Below are 18,560 nucleotides of genomic sequence, written 5' to 3'. Positions count from 1 at the left end.
GGAGTTCTTCTGGCTGGTCAACTACGTCGAATCGGCACTGTCGGCGAGCGTGTGGCACGCCTCGACGACGGCGACGATCGCCGCGGAGTACCGCGCGCTCCTCGATGCGGCGGCCCTGCGGACCACCGGCTCGACGGCCGGGGTCGAGTTCCAGGGGCACGACTTCAGCTCGCGGGGGCAGACCTCGCTCGCCTCGGCCGCGGCGAGCGGGGCGGGCCACCTGCTGAGCTTCCTCGGAACCGACGCCCTGCCGGCCCTCGACTGGATCACGCGGTTCTACCCTGCCGCGGACACCCTGGACCTGGCGCGGCCCGGAGCCAACGGCATGCTCGCCGGCAGTGTGCCCGCGACGGAGCACTCGGTCATGTGCGCCGGTGGCCGGGAGGACGAGCAGGCGACCTACGCCCGGCTGCTCGACACCTACCCGACCGGAATCCTCTCGATCGTGTCGGACACCTGGGACCTGTGGACCGTCCTCACCGCGCACCTGCCGGCGCTGTACGACCGGATCATGGGCCGGGACGGCAAGCTCGTCATCCGACCGGACTCCGGTGACCCCGTCGACATCCTGTGCGGCACCGTCCGGGAGTTCGGCGCCGGGACGACCCCGGAGGAGAAGGGCGTCATCGCACTGCTGTGGGAGACCTTCGGTGGGACCATGTCCGCGCAGGGGTACCGGATGCTCGACGAGCACATCGGCGCGATCTACGGGGACTCGATCACCCTCGAGCGGGCCGCGGCGATCATCGAGCGGTTGGGCGCCAAGGGGTTCGCCTCGACGAACGTGGTGCTCGGCATCGGTTCCTTCACCTACCAGTACGTCACCCGTGACACCTTCGGATCGGCCGTCAAGGCAACCTGGGCGGAGGTCGACGGCGTGGGCCGGGCACTCCGCAAGGACCCGGTGACCGACAACGGCACCAAGCGTTCGGCGGCCGGACGGCTGGCCGTCCTCCGCGGGGACGACGGGCGGCTGGAGCTCGTCGAGCAGGCGAGCCCGGAGCAGGAGACGGCCTCCGAGCTGCAGCCGGTCTGGGAGGACGGCCGGTTCGTGCGGTTCCAGTCCTTCGCCGAGGTCCGCGCGGTCCTCGCCGCACAGTGACCCTCTCCGCACAGTGATCGAGAGAGACGGTGAAGGGCGGCCCGAAGCGGCCGGCCGGTAGCATCGGGGGCATGTCCGATTCGCCCTCGACTCCCCCGACCGCACCCGACGCGGACACCCACCCGGACGCCGGAGGGGACGTCGTCGCCCCGGACGGGTGGCAGCAGCCGCTCGTGTCCATCGACGTCGTCGCGGTCGCCTACGCCGAGGAGGCGCTCCACGTCCTCCTCGCTCCCCGCCAGCACGAGCCCCACCGGGGAGAACTCGCTCTCCCCGGCGTGTTGCTCGGGAGGGAACGCTCCGTCGAGGCGGCTCACCGCGCCCTGTCCGTCAAGGCCGGCGTGGACGACCCGGACGCGGTCATGCTGCAGGACGCAGGGGTGTTCGACGATCCGGGGCGTGATCCCCGTGGGCCCACCATCTCGATCACGAAGCTCGGTGTCGTGGGGGCGGGGCGCCTCGGCGTCGCGGCCACCGGACAGTGGGTCCCGGTCACGGACCTGCCGGCGCTCCCCTTCGACCACGCGGGGATCGTCGCGGCGGTGCTGCGGCGGCTGCGGACCTGGACGTGGAAGGACCGGGCGGTCACCGAGGCGCTGTTCGGGCCCACCTTCTCCAGTCGGGACGCTGCGGCCGTCGAGCGGCAATTGGCCGCGGCGACCGGGGACGATCCGGCGCACATCGACGTGGCGAACCTCAAGCGCGTCATCAAGAACTCGCACTGGGTCCGGCAGACGGACACGCTCGTCCCCCGCGCCCAGGGTCGCGGTCGGCCCAGCTATCTGTGGGAGTGGATCGCCGCGGAGTGAGGAGCGGGTTCTCGGTGAGTGCAGGGCGCCTCGGCAGCGCCGGGAATTTCTGTTTCCTGTTCCGGTCGTCATCCGGAATACTCTTCCCGCTCACGGTGGGCCTCCAGCGTCACCGGCGTCACGCATCCCTCACCGGAAGGTCGCCATGAACACCGCCGACACCGCCCCCGCCCTCGACGCCCCGGGCGCCGCACCTGCCGTCGTCCCCGTCCCGGCCACCGAGAACGAGGACTTCCTCGTCATGGTCCCGCGGGCCGATTCCGGCGCAGCGGACGCCGCCGAGGAGCCCGCCCGCGTTCCCTACACCGACCTCTCGACCGCGCCGTTCCGGCCGGCCGAGTTCACCTTCGCCCTGTTGTCCGACCGCACCGGGTTCGCCCGCACCGGCGTGTTCCAGCGCGGTATCGAGGTGACGAACCTGTTCCGCCCCGACTTCGCCGTGCAGATCGGCGACTGCATCGAGGGGTACACGCAGGACGAGACGGAGATCCGCCGCCAATGGGACGACTTCGACGCGATCACCGACGAACTCGACGTGCCGTTGTTCCGGGTGCCGGGCAACCACGACGTCTCGAACCCGACCATGCAGGCCGAGTGGCTGCGCCGCCACGGCGCCCTGCACTACGCGTTCACGTACTGGAACGTGCTGTTCGTCGTGCTCGACACGCAGGATCCGCCCAAGACGCCCGCGGAGATGGGCATCAGCGAGGAGGACCTCGCGAAGCTGCTGGGCGACATGCGCGCCGGCCTCGACGGTGACGCGCGCGCATACCTGGCCGAGAACGGTCACGGCGAGCAGATGGACGGCCCCATGCCGGCGGCCTTCGGTGAGGAGCAGATCGCGTTCTTCGAGCGGGTCGTGGCCGAGAACCCGGACGTCTCGCACACCGTCGTCCTCATGCACATGCCGGTCTGGCAGGACCGGGAGAACGCCGCCTACCTGCGGTTCAGTGCGGCTCTCGGCGAGCGGGACTTCACCATGTTCGCCGGACACTGCCACAACTACCGGCGCGGGGTCATCGACGGCCGCGACCACATCCGCCTGTCCTCGACCGGTGACGGTTGGACGACCGCCGACCCCGAGGGCTCCTGTGACCACATCACGCTCGTGCAGATGACCGGGGCCGGCCCGCGGATCGCGAACGTCGTGCTCGACGGGGTACTCGGGGTCGACGGCGGCACCTACTCCGGCAAGGGCCACCTGGACGAGCCACTGACCTACGAGGACTGAACGGCGTTGGACGCCGCCCGAGCCCCGGCACCCCACCGCTGAGTCCACTGCCGCCGAGGCGCCCTGTCCTGGACCGGAACCGCCCCGATATCGTCCACGACCCCCGATATGTCGGCACATATCGGGGGTCGTGGACGATATCGGTGCGGTGGGGTTCCGGGGCTGGGGCGGAGTCGAATACTGCCGGGGCGGGACTCCGGGAAGGGACGGTGTCGAGGCTCGGGAGGCGGGCGGGTGCCCTCGGTGGGACGCCTCGGCGGCGGGGTCCGAGCCCGGACCGGACTCCGATTTGGACGTCGCCGCAGGTGGGAATACACTGAACGCGCACCACACGCGAACGTAGCTCAGTTGGTAGAGCTCTTGCTTCCCAAGCAAGCGGTCGCGGGTTCGAATCCCGTCGTTCGCTCCAGCCAGAAGGCCCCGTCCCGGACATCCGGAACGGGGCTTTCACGGTTCTCGCGGCGGGCCGGCATGTGCCCACGGCCTCGCCGTCAGGCGCCGTCGCGGGCGCGGGTCGTCCAGGTGTCCTGACCGGTCAGGGCGCGGAACGACTCCGTGACGATCTCCTCCAGGACTGCGAGATCCACCTGTGTGAGGTCCTTGATGTACACACAACCCACTTTCCCCTCGTGCGGACCCAGGCGGTCGAGCAGGTCGGTGTGCGCGATGACGCCGTCGGTCAGATACAGCGTCGACGCATTGGCACGCGGGGCGAAGGCCGCCGCCGGAGCTTCACCTTCCCGCCCGGACTCGTACCGGTAGTGGTAGGTGCCGAACCCGATGATCGTGCCGTGGAGCGCGGGCTCCAGACCGGTGACCCGACGGTACAGGTCGATGAGGGTCCGGGCGTCGCGCACCCGTTTCTTCGGCTTCACCCGGGACAGGAGGTCCTCGATCTCGGACGGGACGGGCGCCTCGGTGGCGGTGGATTCGGACTTCGGGACCGGTTCGGTGGAGGCCCCGTCGGTGTCGATCCCATCGGGCGAGCCCGCAGCGATCCGGCCGGCATGGGCGAGCATCTCCCGTAGGACGTCCTGGTCGATCGCTCCCGGCCGGCTGAATCCGATGCTCGCCGCGCCGATCCGCACCTTCGCAGCCCCCGGCACCTGGAGGCGTTCCGCGTAGTGCTGTCCGATGTAGGCGCCGTCGACCACGGCGTTCACGTAGAGGCTGAAACCCCGCTTCTGCCGCGCGAGCCCGACGAGGAACCACTCGACCTCGGACCCGTCGGAACGCGGCTGGACCACCTGCCCATAACCGATGATCGACTGTTCGGTGCCGCCCCACAGCGTTCCCCGCCAGAGCACCCGGGGTGCGTCCGGTGGCAGGGATCCCCGGACGAGGACGTCGAGTTCACGGAAGCCCTCGGCGTGTGCGTTCTCGGAGATGTACTGGTCGACGTCCTCGTCGGTTGCCCTCATGGAGACATCCAAGCACGCGCGACCCCAGGATTACGAGGGAGATGTCGAATCGCAGGACTCTTGTCTCGTAGTCACCCGTGATGACGAGACATCTGCCACGTCGCGCGACATCTTGCTCGCACCCGTGCGAACCCACGCCGTACCCGCTCCCCGACCACTCCGACCCACCGCCGTCGCCCACACTTTTCATTGCACTTTCAGTGCACTACAGTGCACTCCCGTGGAGAACGACACGACACGCTCGGACACGACGACCCTCACCGCTCTCATCGGCAGCCGGGTCCGCACCGCCCGCACCGAGCAGGGGTGGACGCTCGACCGCCTCGCCGAGGCCACCGGGGTGAGCCGCCGCATGCTCGTCAACGTCGAGAAAGGCGCGACGAACCCGAGCCTCGAGACCCTCCTGCGCCTGAGCTCCGCGCTCGGCATCGGCCTGCCGGACATGGTCCGACCACCCGACCCGCTCCCCGTCGACGTCGTCCGGGCCGGTGACGGCGCCGAACTGTGGTCCGGGCCCTCCGGAGGCCGCGGTCTGCTCATGGCCGGCACCCGTCCGCCCGACGTCCTCGAACTCTGGGACTGGACGCTCGCCCCCGACGAGGACCACGCGTCCGAGGCGCACTCCCCCGGCACCCAGGAGGCCCTCCGTGTCCATTCCGGTTCCCTCGTCTTCCGCGCCGGGGACCAGGAGGTCACGCTCGGTCCCGGCGACGCGCTGAGCACCCCCGGCGACGTCCCCCACACCTACGCGAACCCGACCGACACCCCCACGCACTTCACTCTCGCCGTCTTCGAACCGGGCATCGGCGCCACACCGCCCGACCCGAGCTGACCTGTCCCCACCAGCACTGCACCCCGCCCGAACGCCGAACCTCCCCCACGGACAAGGACACCCCATGAACACCGCACACCCCCGCGTCACCCGACTGGAGGACTTCCTCGCAGGCGCCTCGGTCGCGCCCGAGGTGTTCGCCGCCCATCCCGACTACCGCGCCCTCCTCGTCGCCGTCGACGGGCTCGCCCCGGCCGCGAGCGACGCCGAGTCCGAGGCCCTCCTCCGCGCCGCCGAGGCGCACGCAACCGGGACCCTCGCCGACACCCCCGTCGCCGAGCACCCCCATGTCGCCGCCTGGCGCGCCGCCTACAAGGGCTTCGGTGCGAAACCGCAGAAGTTCCGCAACAGCCTGGAGGCCCTCCTCCGCCGGGCCGCAGGGGACGGTCTGCCGCGGGTCAACAAGCTCACCGACGTGTACAACGCCGTCTGCGTCACGCACGGTCTGCCCCTGGGCGGCGAGGACCTCGACGCCTACGCGGGCTCCCCGCACCTCGTCGTCGCGACCGGGGACGAGGACTTCGACACGGCTGCCGCAGGCTCGACGGTGACGGACCACCCGGAGCCGGGCGAGATCGTCTGGCGCGACGACCGTGCCGTCACCTGCCGCCGCTGGAACTGGCGCCAGGGAGTCCGCACCCGCCTCACCGAGGACACCGTCCGCGCGGTGTTCATCCTCGACGCGCTCGGCCCGCTCGACGACGAGGCACTCCGGACCGCCGGCGACCTCCTCCTCGCCCACCTCCCTGCCGGCCCCGACGGGCTCGCCGTCGCCACCCGCCTCCTCGCCGCCGAGGTGCCCTCCCCGGAAGGTGCTTGACGTGACCGCCCCGCTCCTCGCACCCGCGGCCCGCGGCCTCGCCGTCGGCGTGCCCGGGTGGATCATGGCCGTCGGGGCGATGTTCTCGGTGCAGTTGGGTGCCTCGTTGTCGGTGGGACTCATGGACCGGATCGGCGCGGGCGGGACCGCTTGGTTGCGCCTGTCCTTCGGGGCCCTCGTGTTCCTCGTCCTCGCCCGGCCGACGCTCCGGTTCCTCCGACGCCTGTCCCGCCGGGACCTCCTGCTCGTCGGGGTGCTCGGGATCGCGACGGCGGTACAGACGATCGCGTTCCTCGCCGCGATCGCCCGGATCCCCCTGGGTACGGCGGTGTCGATCGAGTTCCTCGGTCCGCTCACGGTCGCGGCCCTCCACGCCAGGCGGCCCCGTGCCTTCCTGTGGCCGGCGCTGGCGCTCCTCGGCGTCGTGCTGCTCTCCCGGCCGTGGACGGGCAGCTTCGATCCCGTCGGGGTCGGTCTCGCGGCCCTGGCCGCTGTCGGGTGGGGCTTCTACGTCCACCTCACCGAGAAGGTCGGTGCACGGTTCGAGGGGCTGAGCGGCCTGGCACTCACCGTCCCGGTGGCGGCCGTCGTCACCGCCGTCCTCGGCGTCCCGCAGGCCTGGGGCGGGATCGATCTGCACGTCCTCCTCGTCGCCGCGGGGCTCGCGCTGCTGCTGCCGGTCCTCCCCTACGCCCTCGAGATGGTGGCGCTGCGCCGGATGTCACCCCTGGCCTTCGGCACGCTCATGGCGCTCGAACCGGCCTTCGGGGCGCTGCTCGGACTCGCCGTCCTCCTCCAGGTCCCGACGGTCTTCCAGGTCCTCGGGGTCACGATCGTCGTCGTGGCGGGGATCCTGGCCCAACGCGCGGACACGAAGGCCGTCGCCTTCCGCGAACCCGAGACGGCCGCCCCCGTCGCGCCGGGCTGACGGCACTCCGCGGCCGAGGCGCCCTGCAGTCCGCCACCCACCGAGCCCTCGCCCGCCACACACGCCGAACGGCCCAGTGGGAGAGATCCCACGGGGCCGTTCGAATGCGCGGTCGGCACCACCCGTGCGCGGTCACGCGTGACGGACGACGAGCGGCCGAGGCCTGCTCCTGCCCGTCTCAGCTCGTGATGTACCGCTGCTGGGCGACGAGTGGGCAGGTCCAGATGTCCCGCTCCCCCAGGCCGACCCGGTTGAGGTACTTGACGATGATGACGTAGGACTCGACGAGGCCGGTCTCGGTGTACGGCACGTCGTGCTTACGGCAGTACTCGGAGATCATCCGGGCCGCCTCGCGCAGGTGCGGACGCGGCATCGACGGGAACAGGTGGTGCTCGATCTGATAGTTGAGCCCGCCCATCGCGGTGTCGACGAACCGTCCGCCACGGATGTTCCGGCTGGTGAGGACCTGACGGTGCATGAAGTCGAGCTTCGCGTCACGCGGGATCATCGGCATCCCCTTGTGGTTCGGCGCGAAGGACATGCCCAGGTAGAGGCCGAACAGACCGAGGTGCACCCCGAGGAACGCGAAGGCGATGCCGGGCGAGAGCACCCAGAAGACGAGACCCAGCAGGACCGCGTGACGCACGAGGAGGAAGGAGATCTCCCAGACCCGGCGCTTGACCGGCTCCTTGCTGAAGACCCGGCGGAACGCGGAGACGTGCAGTTCCAGACCTTCGAGGAGGAGCAGCGGGAAGAAGAGCAGACCCTGGTTGCCGCTGATCCAGCGCGGGATGCGACCGACGCGCGCCTCGGCGGCCTCCTCGGTGACCGAGAGGACCGGGAGTTCGATGTCGGGGTCGCGGCCCAGCTTGTTCGGGTTCGCGTGGTGACGGGTGTGCTTGCTCTGCCACCACCCGTAGCTCATGCCGACGAACAGGTTGGCGAGCACGAGGCTGGCCCAGTCGTTCCACTTCCCCGACCGGAAGATCTGCCGGTGCGCGGCATCGTGGCCGAGGAAGGCGATCTGTGCGAGGACGACGGTGAACACGACGGCCGTGATCAGCTGCCACCACGTGTCGCCGAGGTACACGAACACCGCGACGGTGGCACCGAGCGCGGCGAGCAGACCGGCGAACTTGGTCCAGTAGTAGCCGTAGCGGCGCCGGAGCAGACCGGCGTCGCGGACCTCCTTGGCCAGGGCCGTGAACTCGCTGGCGGCCGTCCCGGACTCGCGCTTGCGCGTGGGCTTCGTCCCGGTCGTCATGGGTGGTGCGATGGAGCTGTGGACGCTCATTCTTCTCGTTCCCGGGCGGTGCGCGTGCCCTTGACGACCGGTGTCGTCGGGACCCGTGGCACGCCCTCGTCAGGTGTCAGCCGAGGCTTCTGCCAAGAAGCCTAGGAATCGGCACCCACCCGGGTCTGTGGTGCCCACACACGGGTGCACGGGGGTACTCCCCCCGATACCGCAGCCGAGGCGCCCGGACTGGCAGGCCTGACCATGCCCGTGTATGGTCCAGGTCACCTTTCCACACGGCCATACCGCGCGTCGGCTCGTGCCGTGCCGGGAGGGACGACGCCCGAACGACCCCTGGAGGACACGATGTCCGGACTCAGCGACGCCGCCGAACACCTGCAGGACGCCTACGACCTGCACACCGAGTACCTCCAGGACATCCGGGAGGGGGTCGACCCACAGGAGGGTGCCGCCGCGATGTCCGCCGTCACCCTCATGGCACTGTCCCAGGTCACCGAGTCGATCGCCGCCGGACTCGGCGACCAGCAGACCGCCCACACCGTCTACGAGGACCGTCGCGAGTTCGCGGAGTCCGTGGGTGACCTGTTGACCGATACCTCCGACGAGAACCCCGGCGACGGCTCCCCCTCCGACGCCTCCCCGGACAGTCCCCGGGCCGGCACGACGATCACATCACCCGAGAGCGACGCGGGACGCGACCAACCTGTTCAGTGACACACCCTGCTCCGCGGCATCGAGTGCGAGCCGACGGTGGAGCTCCGGTGGAACCCGGACGACGAATCGCCCCGAGTACTGACGGTCCGCCAGAGCGGCAGGCGGCTCTTCACCGTTGGCCTGCATATCGGCCAACACCTCGCCGACGAGTGTGCGAATACCGTCGAATGCACCCCTCTGCGTCTCGTCGATCCACGACAGCGAGGGGAACTCGACGACCGTCCCGACGAAACCGGCGTCCTCGGGCGACCACCGAACCCGGTACGAGTAGTGCTCCTCGCTCATGCTTGCTCCAGTGCATAGTGATACCGGTACTGATACTACTCTTCAGACAGCCAACCCGCCCCCATCAGGACACGAACGCTACTCACGGCCTCGGACATACATCTCAAGCCCTCCCAGCCGCCTCACAGGAGCGATCGACTATCGTTTTTCGATAGTTTCTCACTGTCTTTCGAGAGGCCCGTCCATGACCCGACCCGTCATCACCCTCACCCGCGCACTGCTCGTGGCCCTCGGCCTGTGCGCCGTCGGCCTACAGGCGGTCGCCCTTCTCCAGGGCATCGGTCTCACTTTCCCCGTCACCGGCCTCGCCGTGTTCGACGACGAAGCCGGTGACGGCCTCCCCTTCGTCCTCCTGGTCCTCACCGTCGTGATCGCCGGACTCGCCTGCGTCGAGGTCGTCCTCCACGGCACCTGGCGTCTGCTCACCCTCGTCGCCCGGTCCACCGTCTTCACGCGGGCCTCGTTCCGCCACGTCCACCGGATCATCGGTGCGCTGCTCGTCGCGACCGCGCTGCTGTGGATCCTCGGCGCCGTCCTCGCCCCGACGGAGATCGCCCCGGGCGCCGTCCTCCTCGTCGGGATCGCAGGCCTGGCCGTCCTGGGCGTCGCCCTCATCGTCCTCGTCATCCGCGCCCTCCTCGCCCAGGCCGTCGCGATGAAGTCCGAACGCGCGGAGGTCATCTGATGGCGATCGTCGTCGACATCGACGTCATGCTCGCCCGCCGCAAGATGTCCGTCGGCGAGCTCGCGAAGAAGGTGGGGATCACCCCGGCCAACCTGGCCGTCCTCAAGAACGGCCGCGCCAAGGCCGTCCGGTTCACCACCCTCGACGCGCTCTGCCGGGCCCTCGACTGCCAGCCCGGCGACCTCCTCCGCCACGAACGGGACCCCGCCGATCACACCTGATCACCCTCACTGAGGTCCCTGCGCGAAGGCCCAGGACGTCCGCGTCAGTCCAGTGTCACCAGGCAAGGTGTTTCGACGGGCACTGCCGAGGAGTATCCTGAAAGTAACTACTGTAGTTCCATTCACTCGGACGAAGGGTGCCACATGACCGCGACACCTCAAACCTTCAGCGGCCGTGATTTCAATCGGAACCCGAGTGCGGTGAAACGTGCCGCCCAGGACGGCCCTGTGACCGTCACCGAGCACGGAAAGCCTTCGCTCGTCGTGATGACAGCCGCCGAATACGACCGCCTGACCCCTTCCGGCCCAACACGGAGGAAGATCGGCACCGCACTACTGATGACAGAAGGGACCGACATTCCCTTGGAACTGGACGATCGCAGCATCGAACTTGAACGGGACCTCGAGCTGTGAAGTATCTGATCGACACGAACGTCCTGTCGGACTCCCGGAACCGGCGCAAGCCCCGCGTGACCGAGTGGATGATGGACCAAGATGTCGACACCGTGGCGACGAGCGCGATCGTGCTCCTCGAACTGGAGCGGGGAGTACGGCGCGTCGAGCGACGGGACACGGCATCTGGTCGGTTCCTCCGCGATTGGCTCGACGGTCAGGTCCGGTCCGTGTTCGACGGGAAGATCCTGCCGGTGGACGACGAGGTCGCCGTCCGTGCGGCCCGCCTCATGTCCCCGGACCCGAAGCCTCATTTCGACTGCCTCATCGCAGCCACGGCACTCGCCCACGGCCTGACCGTCGTGACACAGAACGTCCGCGACTTCTCCTCCATGGGGGTCGACATTCTCGACCCCACCGCGGCCTGAGTGCCGAGGCCACAGCTCCGAATGCATGCAGTGCCGACGACCCGGATGCGCATCGTTGGTCGGCCCAACGGACTCCCGGCGTGAGTGCCGGAAGTCAGCGGGCGCCTCGGGCACGAAGGTACGTGAGCGGGAGTCGCGCGAACCTGTTCCACACGTCAGCTGCCGGAGAACGTGCGCTTCCGTGAGCGGATCTCGCACGTCTTCCAACAGCTGACAGGCTACGCCAGCCCACCCCGGCGGCAGCCCTACGGAGATCGAAAACTCGGATCCCCGACTAAACTGATCGACCGTTACATTTGCGTGTTTGACAGCCGCCTCATAGCGTGGGGACGCATCCGGGACCGCCGTGTGCCCGGACCGTTCCCGGCGCGACGAAGCGCCCGGCATCCCCGCACAGCAGGAGGCTCCCGTGCTCAACACCCGTTTCACCGAACTGCTCGGCATCGAGCACCCCATCGTCCAGGGCGGCATGCAGTGGGTGGGCCGCGCACCGCTCGCCGCCGCGGTCTCCGCGGCCGGTGGGCTGGGCATCCTCACCGCCCTCACCCAGCCCACCCCGGAGGACCTCCGGACGGAGATCCGGAAGACGCGGGAGCTCACCGACAAGCCCTTCGGCGTCAATCTCACGATCCTGCCGACCATCAACCCGGTCCCCTACGACGAGTACGTGGACGTCGCGGTCGACGAGGGAATCCGCATCATCGAGACCGCCGGCCGCAATCCGGAACCCTTCATGGAGCAGTTCAAGGCCGCCGGGGTGAAGGTCGTGCACAAGTGCACCTCGGTCCGCCACGCCGTCAAGGCCGAGAAGGTCGGGGTCGACGCGGTGAGCATCGACGGCTTCGAGTGCGCCGGCCACCCGGGCGAGGACGACGTGCCCGGCCTCGTGCTCATCCCGGCGGCCGCGGACAAGCTGTCGATCCCGTTCATCGCCTCCGGCGGCTTCGGGGACGGCCGCGGTCTCGCCGCCGCCCTGGCGCTCGGTGCCGACGGCATCAACATGGGCTCCCGATTCCTCGCCACCGCGGAGGCGCCCGTCCACGAGAACGTCAAGCAGGCGATCGTCGACGGCACCGAACTCGACACGATCCTCAACTTCCGGCCGCTGCGGAACACCGCCCGCGTCCGCAAGAACGCCCCGGCGATGGAAGCCGTCGAGATCTTGGACAAGGGCGGCAAGTTCGAGGACATCCAGCACCTCGTCGCCGGTGCGCGCGGCCGGAAGGTCTTCGAGGAGGGCGACATCGAGGGCGGCCAGTGGACCGTCGGGCTCGTCCAGGGCCTCATTCACGACGTCCCGACCGCCCACGAACTCGTCACCCGGATCGTCGCCGACGCCGAGGAGATCATCCGCGGGCGCCTGTCCGGGCTGCTCGGCTGAGCTGAGTCCCACGCCGCCCGAACCCCGGCACCCCGCCGCGGGCACTCAGGCCGCGGTCTCCCCCGCACCCCTCCGCTGCGACACCCACCCGCGGGCCTTCTGGACCATGTTCCCGAAGGCGTCGCTCACCTGGGTCAGACGGGACTCCCATTCGGGGTTCGGCACCTGGTCGGCGGTGATCGAGTTCCACGCCTGCAGCATCGCCGTGACGGCGAAGGGCTCGATCACCGTCGCCCGGATCAACCACGCGACCGTGAGCGAGAACAGGAGTGCCACGATCCCGCCCTCGAAGGGCAGCACCCAGATGAGGAGCGCGATCGGGACGAGCACGACGAGGAAGACGAGGATCGTGAGGCCCCACACCCCGAAGGTGAGCTTCACGGCGTTCTTGAGGAACCGCGTGTAGTTCTGCGCGTACAGGATGATTCCCTGCCGGCTCGTCTCCCAAGGGTTCTGCGACCGCACCCGCAGGTTGTGGGCGAGGACCGCCTCGTCGACGTACGTGACGGACGTGTTGATGATGGCGTTCGCGATCTTCGCGAGGTTCTCCAGGCCCGGGATCGGTAGGAAGTCCGCCACCCGGACGACCATCCGATTGAACCGTCGGAGGATCCCGGTGATCGCCTGGTCGACGGCGAACAGGACGGAGGTCTCGGTGAAGCGTTCCTTCACCGCGTCCTTGCCGTAGGCCACCTGGCCCTTGCCGTCGGGCAGGGGTCTGCCGTCCACCACCTCGACGAGCACCGCGATGTGTGCCGCCTTGACCATGTACAGCAGGTAGCGCCGCGCGAAGGCGAGGATCCCGGCGCACAGGAGGAAGCCCAGGAACCCGCCGATCGTCGCGCCCGTTCCCGCGGATCCCCCGATGACACCGAGCATCGCCCCGATCCCGGCGCCGATCGCGGTGACGACGATCCACGCGGCACCGATCACCAGGTACACGAGGGCGCGGTACATGAGGAAAGGTGTTGTCCGGGCGAGCAGGGAAAAGGTCTGACGGAATGAGAAGTCCATGATGGTCCTGTCGTGAGGTCGTGTGGATGGTGAAGTCGAATGGCTTGTGCGTCGTGCGATCCGGTCGTGCGAATCAATCGAGCCGGACGACGGTGAACGCCCACGGGTAGTCGTCGTACGTGGAGCCACCGCGCACACCGTTGCGGTCGACGGCCGGGTAGCCGTCCGGTCCCGGCCCCTGGCCGCGGACCTCGACGACGCCGCCGTGGTCGGCCTCGATGACCCCGGCATGGAGGGCCGCCGCACAGACCCCGGAGTACGTGGCGTAGACCCCGTCACCGCGCACGGAGGTCGACGACTCCAGATTCGCGAGCAGTTCAGCGCTCGGCGGTGTGCACTCGACGATCGCGGTGCCGGAGGTCGCATGGACCCCGAGGACGTTCTCCCCGCTCAGTGCCCACGGATCGTCCTCGGCCGTCTCGTCGGCGCCGTCCGACCCCGCACTGTCCGCGTCACCGTCCGAAGCGACGTCCACCTCGATCCGGCCCTGCACGACCCCGTCCACGCGGTCGCCCACGAGCGCGGCCTCGACGAAGTCGAGCTCGTCTGTGAGGGCTAAGTCGATGATGCACTGGGTGAGTGCCGGCTCTTCCTCGATCCCGACGGCGGCACAGACCGCCTCCGCCCGGGCCCGGGCTCCCGGGTCCAGGTCGTCGATCCCGAAGGGTGCGGCCGGGAACGCGAGGTCCGTGAACGTCGCCGTCGACTCCCCCGGCCCGTAGTCGAACAGGCTCGATCCGTCCGTCACCCGCCACTCGGGCACGAACTCCTCGTACATCGTCGCGAAGTCGAGATCGAGTGGGTACTCTGCTCCCGAGGCGCCCCGTAGGTCGTCCTCGACCACGCCGTTCGCGTCCCCCAGTAGTCCCTCCCACGCGCCGTCGGCGCCCGCCGGCGCGACGACGACGGTGAGTTGCTCCCGGACACCCCGCTGGATCCAGATGCGGTGTCCGTGGTCGGTGTCGACCGCGGTGACGCGTTCCCGGTGGACGAGGGTGAAGCCCTCACCGGTCGCCTCGACGGCGGCTCCGGGGATCTCGTGGCTGTTCCCGTCGATCACCAGGTCGTCGATCCCGACGTGCACGCGGGAATCACCGACGGCCACGGCCACCCGGTCGATCATGGAGACGTCCTCGTTCACGGCATGGGTCCGGATCTGCACCTCCACCCCGTCCCCCGGGTGGCGGGCGAACACGAGTTCTCCCACCGCGTGCATGCCATAGGGGTGACCGTCGAAGGTCGTCACCCACGGGTCGCCGTTGCCACGCCCGCAGGGAGGCTGGGTGCAGGGCGGCGGGGGCGGTGGCAGCGGTGGTGGTGGTGGAGGTGGAGGGGGCGTCCACGTCGGGATCGGGTCCGGATCCAACTGTTCGTCGAGTTGATCCGCGAAGTTCTGCGCGGCGTCTCCGCTCCGGTCGAAGTAGTCCTTGAGGCATCCGAGAGTGTTCCGGTTCCGGATGATCCGCGATCCGCAGTCCTTGATGTCGAAGTCGAACATCTCCGCCAGTGTGTCCTGCGCCTTCATCGGCATGGACGGCCCTTCGGACCCCGCGACAATCCGCCCCATCACGTCCGGGAGGACGACGTCGTCCCCGTCCTCGGTCGCCGTGTAGGTCACCTGTTCGTCCGCGGCCCGGTGGGCGGCGAGCGCGACGGCGTCGAGGTCCTCCTCGGTCGCGTCCCCGGTGGGCAGGAGCTGCACGAGCGTGAAGTCGGCACTCACCACGTCACCGAGACCGATCGTGTCGCCCACGAAACTCATGTCGAAGAAGGCCTGGTCCCCGGAGCCCAGCTGCCGCTCACCTTCGGCCTCCACCGTGGAGAGGACCCCGAAAGTGGCCCCCGCCTCGTCCTCGACGAGCCCGACGACCGCCTCGGCGTCGTCCCTCCGGTCACCGTCCCGATCGAACACCTTCGCCCCCACCTCGGGCACGGGGGCGAAGGTCAGCCCCGGCGCGAGCTCGATCGCGTCCGCCCGGTCGACCATGCCGTCGAGATGGGTGACGATCGCCACCCAGTGGTGGTGGAGTTCCCCCTCGGAGTCGATCGTGCGCAGGTCGTCGTAGACGAGGAGGTCCTGGACGAAGGGGTTGCCCGCACCGGCCTCCGGAGAGGGGGAGGTCGTGGGGGTCACGTCGACCACCACGGCGTCCTCCGTGGGTTCCGTGTCCGGGGTGGGGCCACCGCAGGAGCTCAGGACGAACGCCGCAGCAAGGGCTCCGGCAGCTCCACTCCACACGGGGAACCGGCGTGTACGCATCTGCAGACCCAACTCTCGACACACGTGGACCGCCACCCGACGACCGTTCGGTCTCGTTCGGATGACATTTCGGAACCGTATGTTGTGGGTCACAGGAGGGGAATAGTAGGAACATCACTATGCACGCCCGACATGTCCCGAGCGCCCCTACGGCCGCTGATCTCCACGCCGACCTGCTCACCCGGATCATCCAAGGCGGTTCCGTCGCCCTCACCGGGCCCCAGGGTGCGGGCAAGACGCATACGCTGCGGTCCCTCGCGGCGTCCCTCACCGAGCGCGGGATCGACGCCCGGGTGCGACACGGACGTTCACTGGCCGAGGGGATCCCACTCGGGATCTTCGCCGACCTCTCCGCCGGGGACGGGTCCCCCGCAGCAATCGTCGACCACTTCGTCCGCAGGCGTTCAGGCGTGGTCCTCCTCATCGACGACGCCGACCTCCTCGACCCGTCATCCCTGGCCGTCCTCGCCCACCTCACCGGGACCGCGCGGATCCCCGCGGTCCTCACCACCCGGTCCGTCACGGACCTCCCCACCCCGCTCGTCGGTCTCTACGACTCCGGTGACCTCGTCGAGGTGCGCATCCCTCCGCTCGACGACGCGACGATCATCACCCTTGCCGAAGCCGAGGCGGGTGGGCGGTTGACCCCGGCGGCAGCCGCCACGATCACCACGACGAGTGCAGGAAATCCCCTGGTGGCGAGGGAGATCGTCCGCGGTTCGGCCACGTTCGGTGCGCTCCTGGAGACCCCGCACGGGTGGGAGCTCGTCGACTCCCCTGTCCTCACCCCGCGTCTGGCACAGGTGATCGCCGCCCCCTTCGAGGGCGCCTCGACCGCGCTGGTCGATGCGGCGACGATGGTCGCGATCGCCGGGGCCCTGCCCGTCGATGCCCTCACACCGGACATCGCCGAGGATCTCCTGCGGATCCCCGCATTCGAGCTCGATGGCGACTGGGTACGGTCGGGGCACCCCCTCACCGAACAGGCACTCCGCGCACGGTCGACCGCGGCGACCTGGAAGCGGCTGGTGGGACGCGTCGTCGAGGTGCTCCACCGCGCTGCGTCGGACGTCCCCACCGCCGGTCACCGGGCCACCGTCCTCGCCCTCGACCACGGTCTCGCGGTGTCTGCCTCGGCCGGCCTCGCACTGGCCGAACACGCACGCCACATCGGCGACCACCGGCTCGCCCTCCGAGCGGCACGGGCAGCTCTGCAGGACGATCCGGACTCGGTCCCCGGGCTCCTCGTCGCGGCGTCCACGGCCTCCGCCGAGGGACTCGTCGCGGAGGCCGACACCCATCTGACACACGCTGCGCAGGTGATCGGGGCAGATGGGTCGGAAGGGCCGGACTGCGGATCCGACCGCGCGGTTCTCGCCCTCACCCTCGCCCAGCACCGCGGCGTGGGACACCGGGATCCCGCCGGTGCCGTCGAGGCGCTCGGCGCCGCCCTCGGTCGCGTCTCCGCTCCCCACGAGGTGGCACTCCTGCACGCCGCGCTCGTGCGGTGGAGGACGGTGCTCGGCATGGTGCCCACGGCCGGTGCCGCCGTGCACCTCCCCGACCCCGCCGAGGCGCCCTCCACCCACCCCTACGACGCATTCCTCCTCGTCACGGGTGCGATGGCCGGGGTGGTGAACGGCCCTGTCCGATCGACCGTCGAGCTCCTCCCGGCACTCCGTACACTCGGGCCGGCGGACCTCGCGACGGTGCCCGGCGGACCGACCCTCGTCGGCCTCGCCGAGAGCATGGCGCTGTCCTACGGCGGCGACGCGATCGCCACTGCCCGCCACCTCGACGCGGCGATCGATCGCGCCCGCCAGGAGGTCCCGGAGTCCCTCGGGACCTGGGAGTACGCCCGGGGATTCCTCGAACTGTTGTCCGCCGGAGCCGATCGGGCCCTGGAGTTCCTCACCTCCGCCGTCGACCACCTGGACTGGCGGGACACCGCAGGGATCCTCCCCGCAGCCCTCGCCGCGCGCGGGGCCGCACTCGTGGCGGTGGGGCGGGAGTCCGAGGCGAGGGCGGTGTTCGATGCTCTGCCCACAGGCGCCTCGGCGGACCCGAAGGTCCTCATGATGAGTGGCTGGCTGCGAGCCTGGTCGGAGAACAGGTCCGGCGGGCGGACGACGGCCGTCCGGACACTCCTCGACACCGCCCGGACTCTGCAGGAGGCGCACCACCCCTTCCTCGCCGGCATGACCGCCCATTGCGCGGTGAGAACGCAGAGCGCTGTGAGAGTTCGGAGCGCGGCGGGTGACGGTGTAGGTGAGTCGGCGGAGGCACTCGATCTCCTCCTCTCCGCGGCCGAGGCCGGGGGCGGTGGTCTGCTCGACCTGTTCGTCCGGCACGCCCGCGCGGTCGGGGACACCGATGTCCGTGCGTTGCGGTCGGTGGCGGAAGAGGCGGAGGAGAGGGGGCTGATCTCCACGGCGGCCGATACGTGGAGAGCGCTCGGCGGTCCTTCCACTGCACCCGGTATCGGGAACGACCGCCGGCGGACCGCAGGTGTCCGGGCGGACCGACTGGCGCACGACCACGCAGGGCTCCCCCTGTGGACGTCCACCACGGAGAAGACGGACACGACGGCGCTCACGGAATCCGAGCTCGCCGTGGCCGAACTCGCCGCGGCCCGGTGGTCGACGAAGGAGATATCGGAGCATCGCGGGGTCTCCGTGAACACCGTGACGAACCAGCTCTCGTCCGTGTACCGCAAGCTCGGGGTCCGCGGCCGGGTGGAACTGCGCGAGGCGCTCGCCGAATGAAGGGTGCCGAAGCACC

At 69.8% G+C, this 18,560-nt stretch carries 18 protein-coding genes and 1 tRNA gene; 14 read left to right on the top strand and 5 right to left on the bottom strand.

Annotation, left to right across the window (positions count from 1 at the left end):
- The 4 genes from AAD496_RS10130 to AAD496_RS10115 all read left to right on the top strand — a co-directional run.
- Positions 1 to 1,102, top strand: a 1,102-nt coding sequence (locus AAD496_RS10130; protein WP_349828581.1) for a nicotinate phosphoribosyltransferase, incomplete at its 5' end; no start/stop codon positions are given.
- Positions 1,103 to 1,173: 71 nt separating this feature from the next.
- Positions 1,174 to 1,911, top strand: coding sequence for an NUDIX hydrolase (locus tag AAD496_RS10125; protein WP_349828580.1), 738 nt, complete (start codon positions 1,174 to 1,176; stop codon positions 1,909 to 1,911).
- A 145-nt stretch (positions 1,912 to 2,056) separates the two neighbouring features.
- Complete coding sequence (locus AAD496_RS10120) at positions 2,057 to 3,142, top strand: metallophosphoesterase family protein (RefSeq protein ID WP_349828579.1); 1,086 nt, start codon at positions 2,057 to 2,059, stop codon at positions 3,140 to 3,142.
- Positions 3,143 to 3,475: 333 nt separating this feature from the next.
- A tRNA-Gly gene (locus tag AAD496_RS10115) sits at positions 3,476 to 3,551 on the top strand.
- Positions 3,552 to 3,633: 82 nt separating this feature from the next.
- Here the strand turns inward: AAD496_RS10115 and AAD496_RS10110 are convergent.
- Positions 3,634 to 4,563, bottom strand: coding sequence for a hypothetical protein (locus AAD496_RS10110; RefSeq protein WP_349828578.1), 930 nt, complete (start codon positions 4,561 to 4,563; stop codon positions 3,634 to 3,636).
- A 220-nt stretch (positions 4,564 to 4,783) separates the two neighbouring features.
- Between AAD496_RS10110 and AAD496_RS10105 the strand changes: the two genes are divergently transcribed.
- The 3 genes from AAD496_RS10105 to AAD496_RS10095 all read left to right on the top strand — a co-directional run bounded on the left by AAD496_RS10105 (position 4,784) and on the right by AAD496_RS10095 (position 7,143).
- Positions 4,784 to 5,395: a helix-turn-helix domain-containing protein gene (locus AAD496_RS10105; protein ID WP_349828577.1), complete on the top strand. Its 612-nt coding sequence runs from the start codon at positions 4,784 to 4,786 to the stop codon at positions 5,393 to 5,395.
- A gap of 64 nt (positions 5,396 to 5,459) precedes the next feature.
- Positions 5,460 to 6,215: a B3/B4 domain-containing protein gene (locus tag AAD496_RS10100; RefSeq protein WP_349828576.1), complete on the top strand. Its 756-nt coding sequence runs from the start codon at positions 5,460 to 5,462 to the stop codon at positions 6,213 to 6,215.
- Between the two features lies 1 nt (position 6,216).
- Complete coding sequence (locus tag AAD496_RS10095) at positions 6,217 to 7,143, top strand: EamA family transporter (RefSeq protein ID WP_349828575.1); 927 nt, start codon at positions 6,217 to 6,219, stop codon at positions 7,141 to 7,143.
- A gap of 178 nt (positions 7,144 to 7,321) precedes the next feature.
- Here the strand turns inward: AAD496_RS10095 and AAD496_RS10090 are convergent, their stop codons facing one another.
- Positions 7,322 to 8,437 carry a fatty acid desaturase family protein gene (locus AAD496_RS10090; protein ID WP_349828573.1) on the bottom strand — a complete coding sequence of 372 codons (1,116 nt, stop codon included), beginning with the start codon at positions 8,435 to 8,437 and terminating at the stop codon, positions 7,322 to 7,324.
- A 306-nt stretch (positions 8,438 to 8,743) separates the two neighbouring features.
- On the opposite strand from AAD496_RS10090, the gene AAD496_RS10085 reads away from it, so the two are divergent.
- Positions 8,744 to 9,112: a hypothetical protein gene (locus AAD496_RS10085; RefSeq protein WP_349828572.1), complete on the top strand. Its 369-nt coding sequence runs from the start codon at positions 8,744 to 8,746 to the stop codon at positions 9,110 to 9,112.
- On the opposite strand, the gene AAD496_RS10080 is transcribed toward AAD496_RS10085, so the two are convergent.
- Entirely contained in the window at positions 9,071 to 9,397 is a 327-nt protein-coding gene (locus AAD496_RS10080) for a type II toxin-antitoxin system HicB family antitoxin (RefSeq protein WP_349828571.1), read from the bottom strand. The two genes, AAD496_RS10085 and AAD496_RS10080, sit on opposite strands and share 42 nt — an antisense overlap.
- Before the next feature lie 184 nt (positions 9,398 to 9,581).
- Here AAD496_RS10080 and AAD496_RS10075 point away from each other — a divergent pair, with 184 nt between their 5' ends.
- From AAD496_RS10075 to AAD496_RS10055, 5 genes are all read left to right on the top strand, one after another.
- Entirely contained in the window at positions 9,582 to 10,082 is a 501-nt protein-coding gene (locus AAD496_RS10075; protein ID WP_349828570.1) for a DUF2975 domain-containing protein, read from the top strand.
- Entirely contained in the window at positions 10,082 to 10,303 is a 222-nt protein-coding gene (locus AAD496_RS10070) for a helix-turn-helix domain-containing protein (RefSeq protein WP_349828569.1), read from the top strand. The genes AAD496_RS10075 and AAD496_RS10070 overlap by 1 nt, the downstream gene beginning before the upstream one ends.
- Positions 10,304 to 10,447: 144 nt before the next feature.
- Positions 10,448 to 10,717: a type II toxin-antitoxin system prevent-host-death family antitoxin gene (locus tag AAD496_RS10065; protein WP_349828568.1), complete on the top strand. Its 270-nt coding sequence runs from the start codon at positions 10,448 to 10,450 to the stop codon at positions 10,715 to 10,717.
- Positions 10,714 to 11,124, top strand: coding sequence for a type II toxin-antitoxin system VapC family toxin (locus AAD496_RS10060; protein ID WP_349828567.1), 411 nt, complete (start codon positions 10,714 to 10,716; stop codon positions 11,122 to 11,124). The genes AAD496_RS10065 and AAD496_RS10060 overlap by 4 nt, the downstream gene beginning before the upstream one ends.
- Positions 11,125 to 11,533: 409 nt before the next feature.
- On the top strand, positions 11,534 to 12,505 hold the full coding sequence (locus AAD496_RS10055; RefSeq protein WP_349828566.1) for an NAD(P)H-dependent flavin oxidoreductase: 972 nt from the start codon (positions 11,534 to 11,536) through the stop codon (positions 12,503 to 12,505).
- Positions 12,506 to 12,550: 45 nt separating this feature from the next.
- Here AAD496_RS10055 and AAD496_RS10050 read toward each other — a convergent pair whose 3' ends face one another.
- Positions 12,551 to 13,519, bottom strand: a complete 969-nt coding sequence (locus tag AAD496_RS10050) for a glycine zipper family protein (protein WP_349828565.1) — start codon at positions 13,517 to 13,519, stop codon at positions 12,551 to 12,553.
- Positions 13,520 to 13,592: 73 nt separating this feature from the next.
- Positions 13,593 to 15,779, bottom strand: coding sequence for an LCCL domain-containing protein (locus AAD496_RS10045; RefSeq protein ID WP_349828563.1), 2,187 nt, complete (start codon positions 15,777 to 15,779; stop codon positions 13,593 to 13,595).
- Positions 15,780 to 15,898: 119 nt separating this feature from the next.
- Between AAD496_RS10045 and AAD496_RS10040 the strand changes: the two genes are divergently transcribed.
- On the top strand, positions 15,899 to 18,544 hold the full coding sequence (locus tag AAD496_RS10040) for a helix-turn-helix transcriptional regulator (RefSeq protein WP_349828562.1): 2,646 nt from the start codon (positions 15,899 to 15,901) through the stop codon (positions 18,542 to 18,544).
- Positions 18,545 to 18,560 lie beyond the last annotated feature (16 nt).

This window comes from Brevibacterium litoralis (genome assembly GCF_040212315.1).
Classification (GTDB): Bacteria; Actinomycetota; Actinomycetes; order Actinomycetales; family Brevibacteriaceae; genus Brevibacterium; species Brevibacterium litoralis.
The sequence above is the reverse complement of the archived record's forward strand: the minus strand, read 5'-3'. Positions and strand labels throughout refer to the sequence as shown.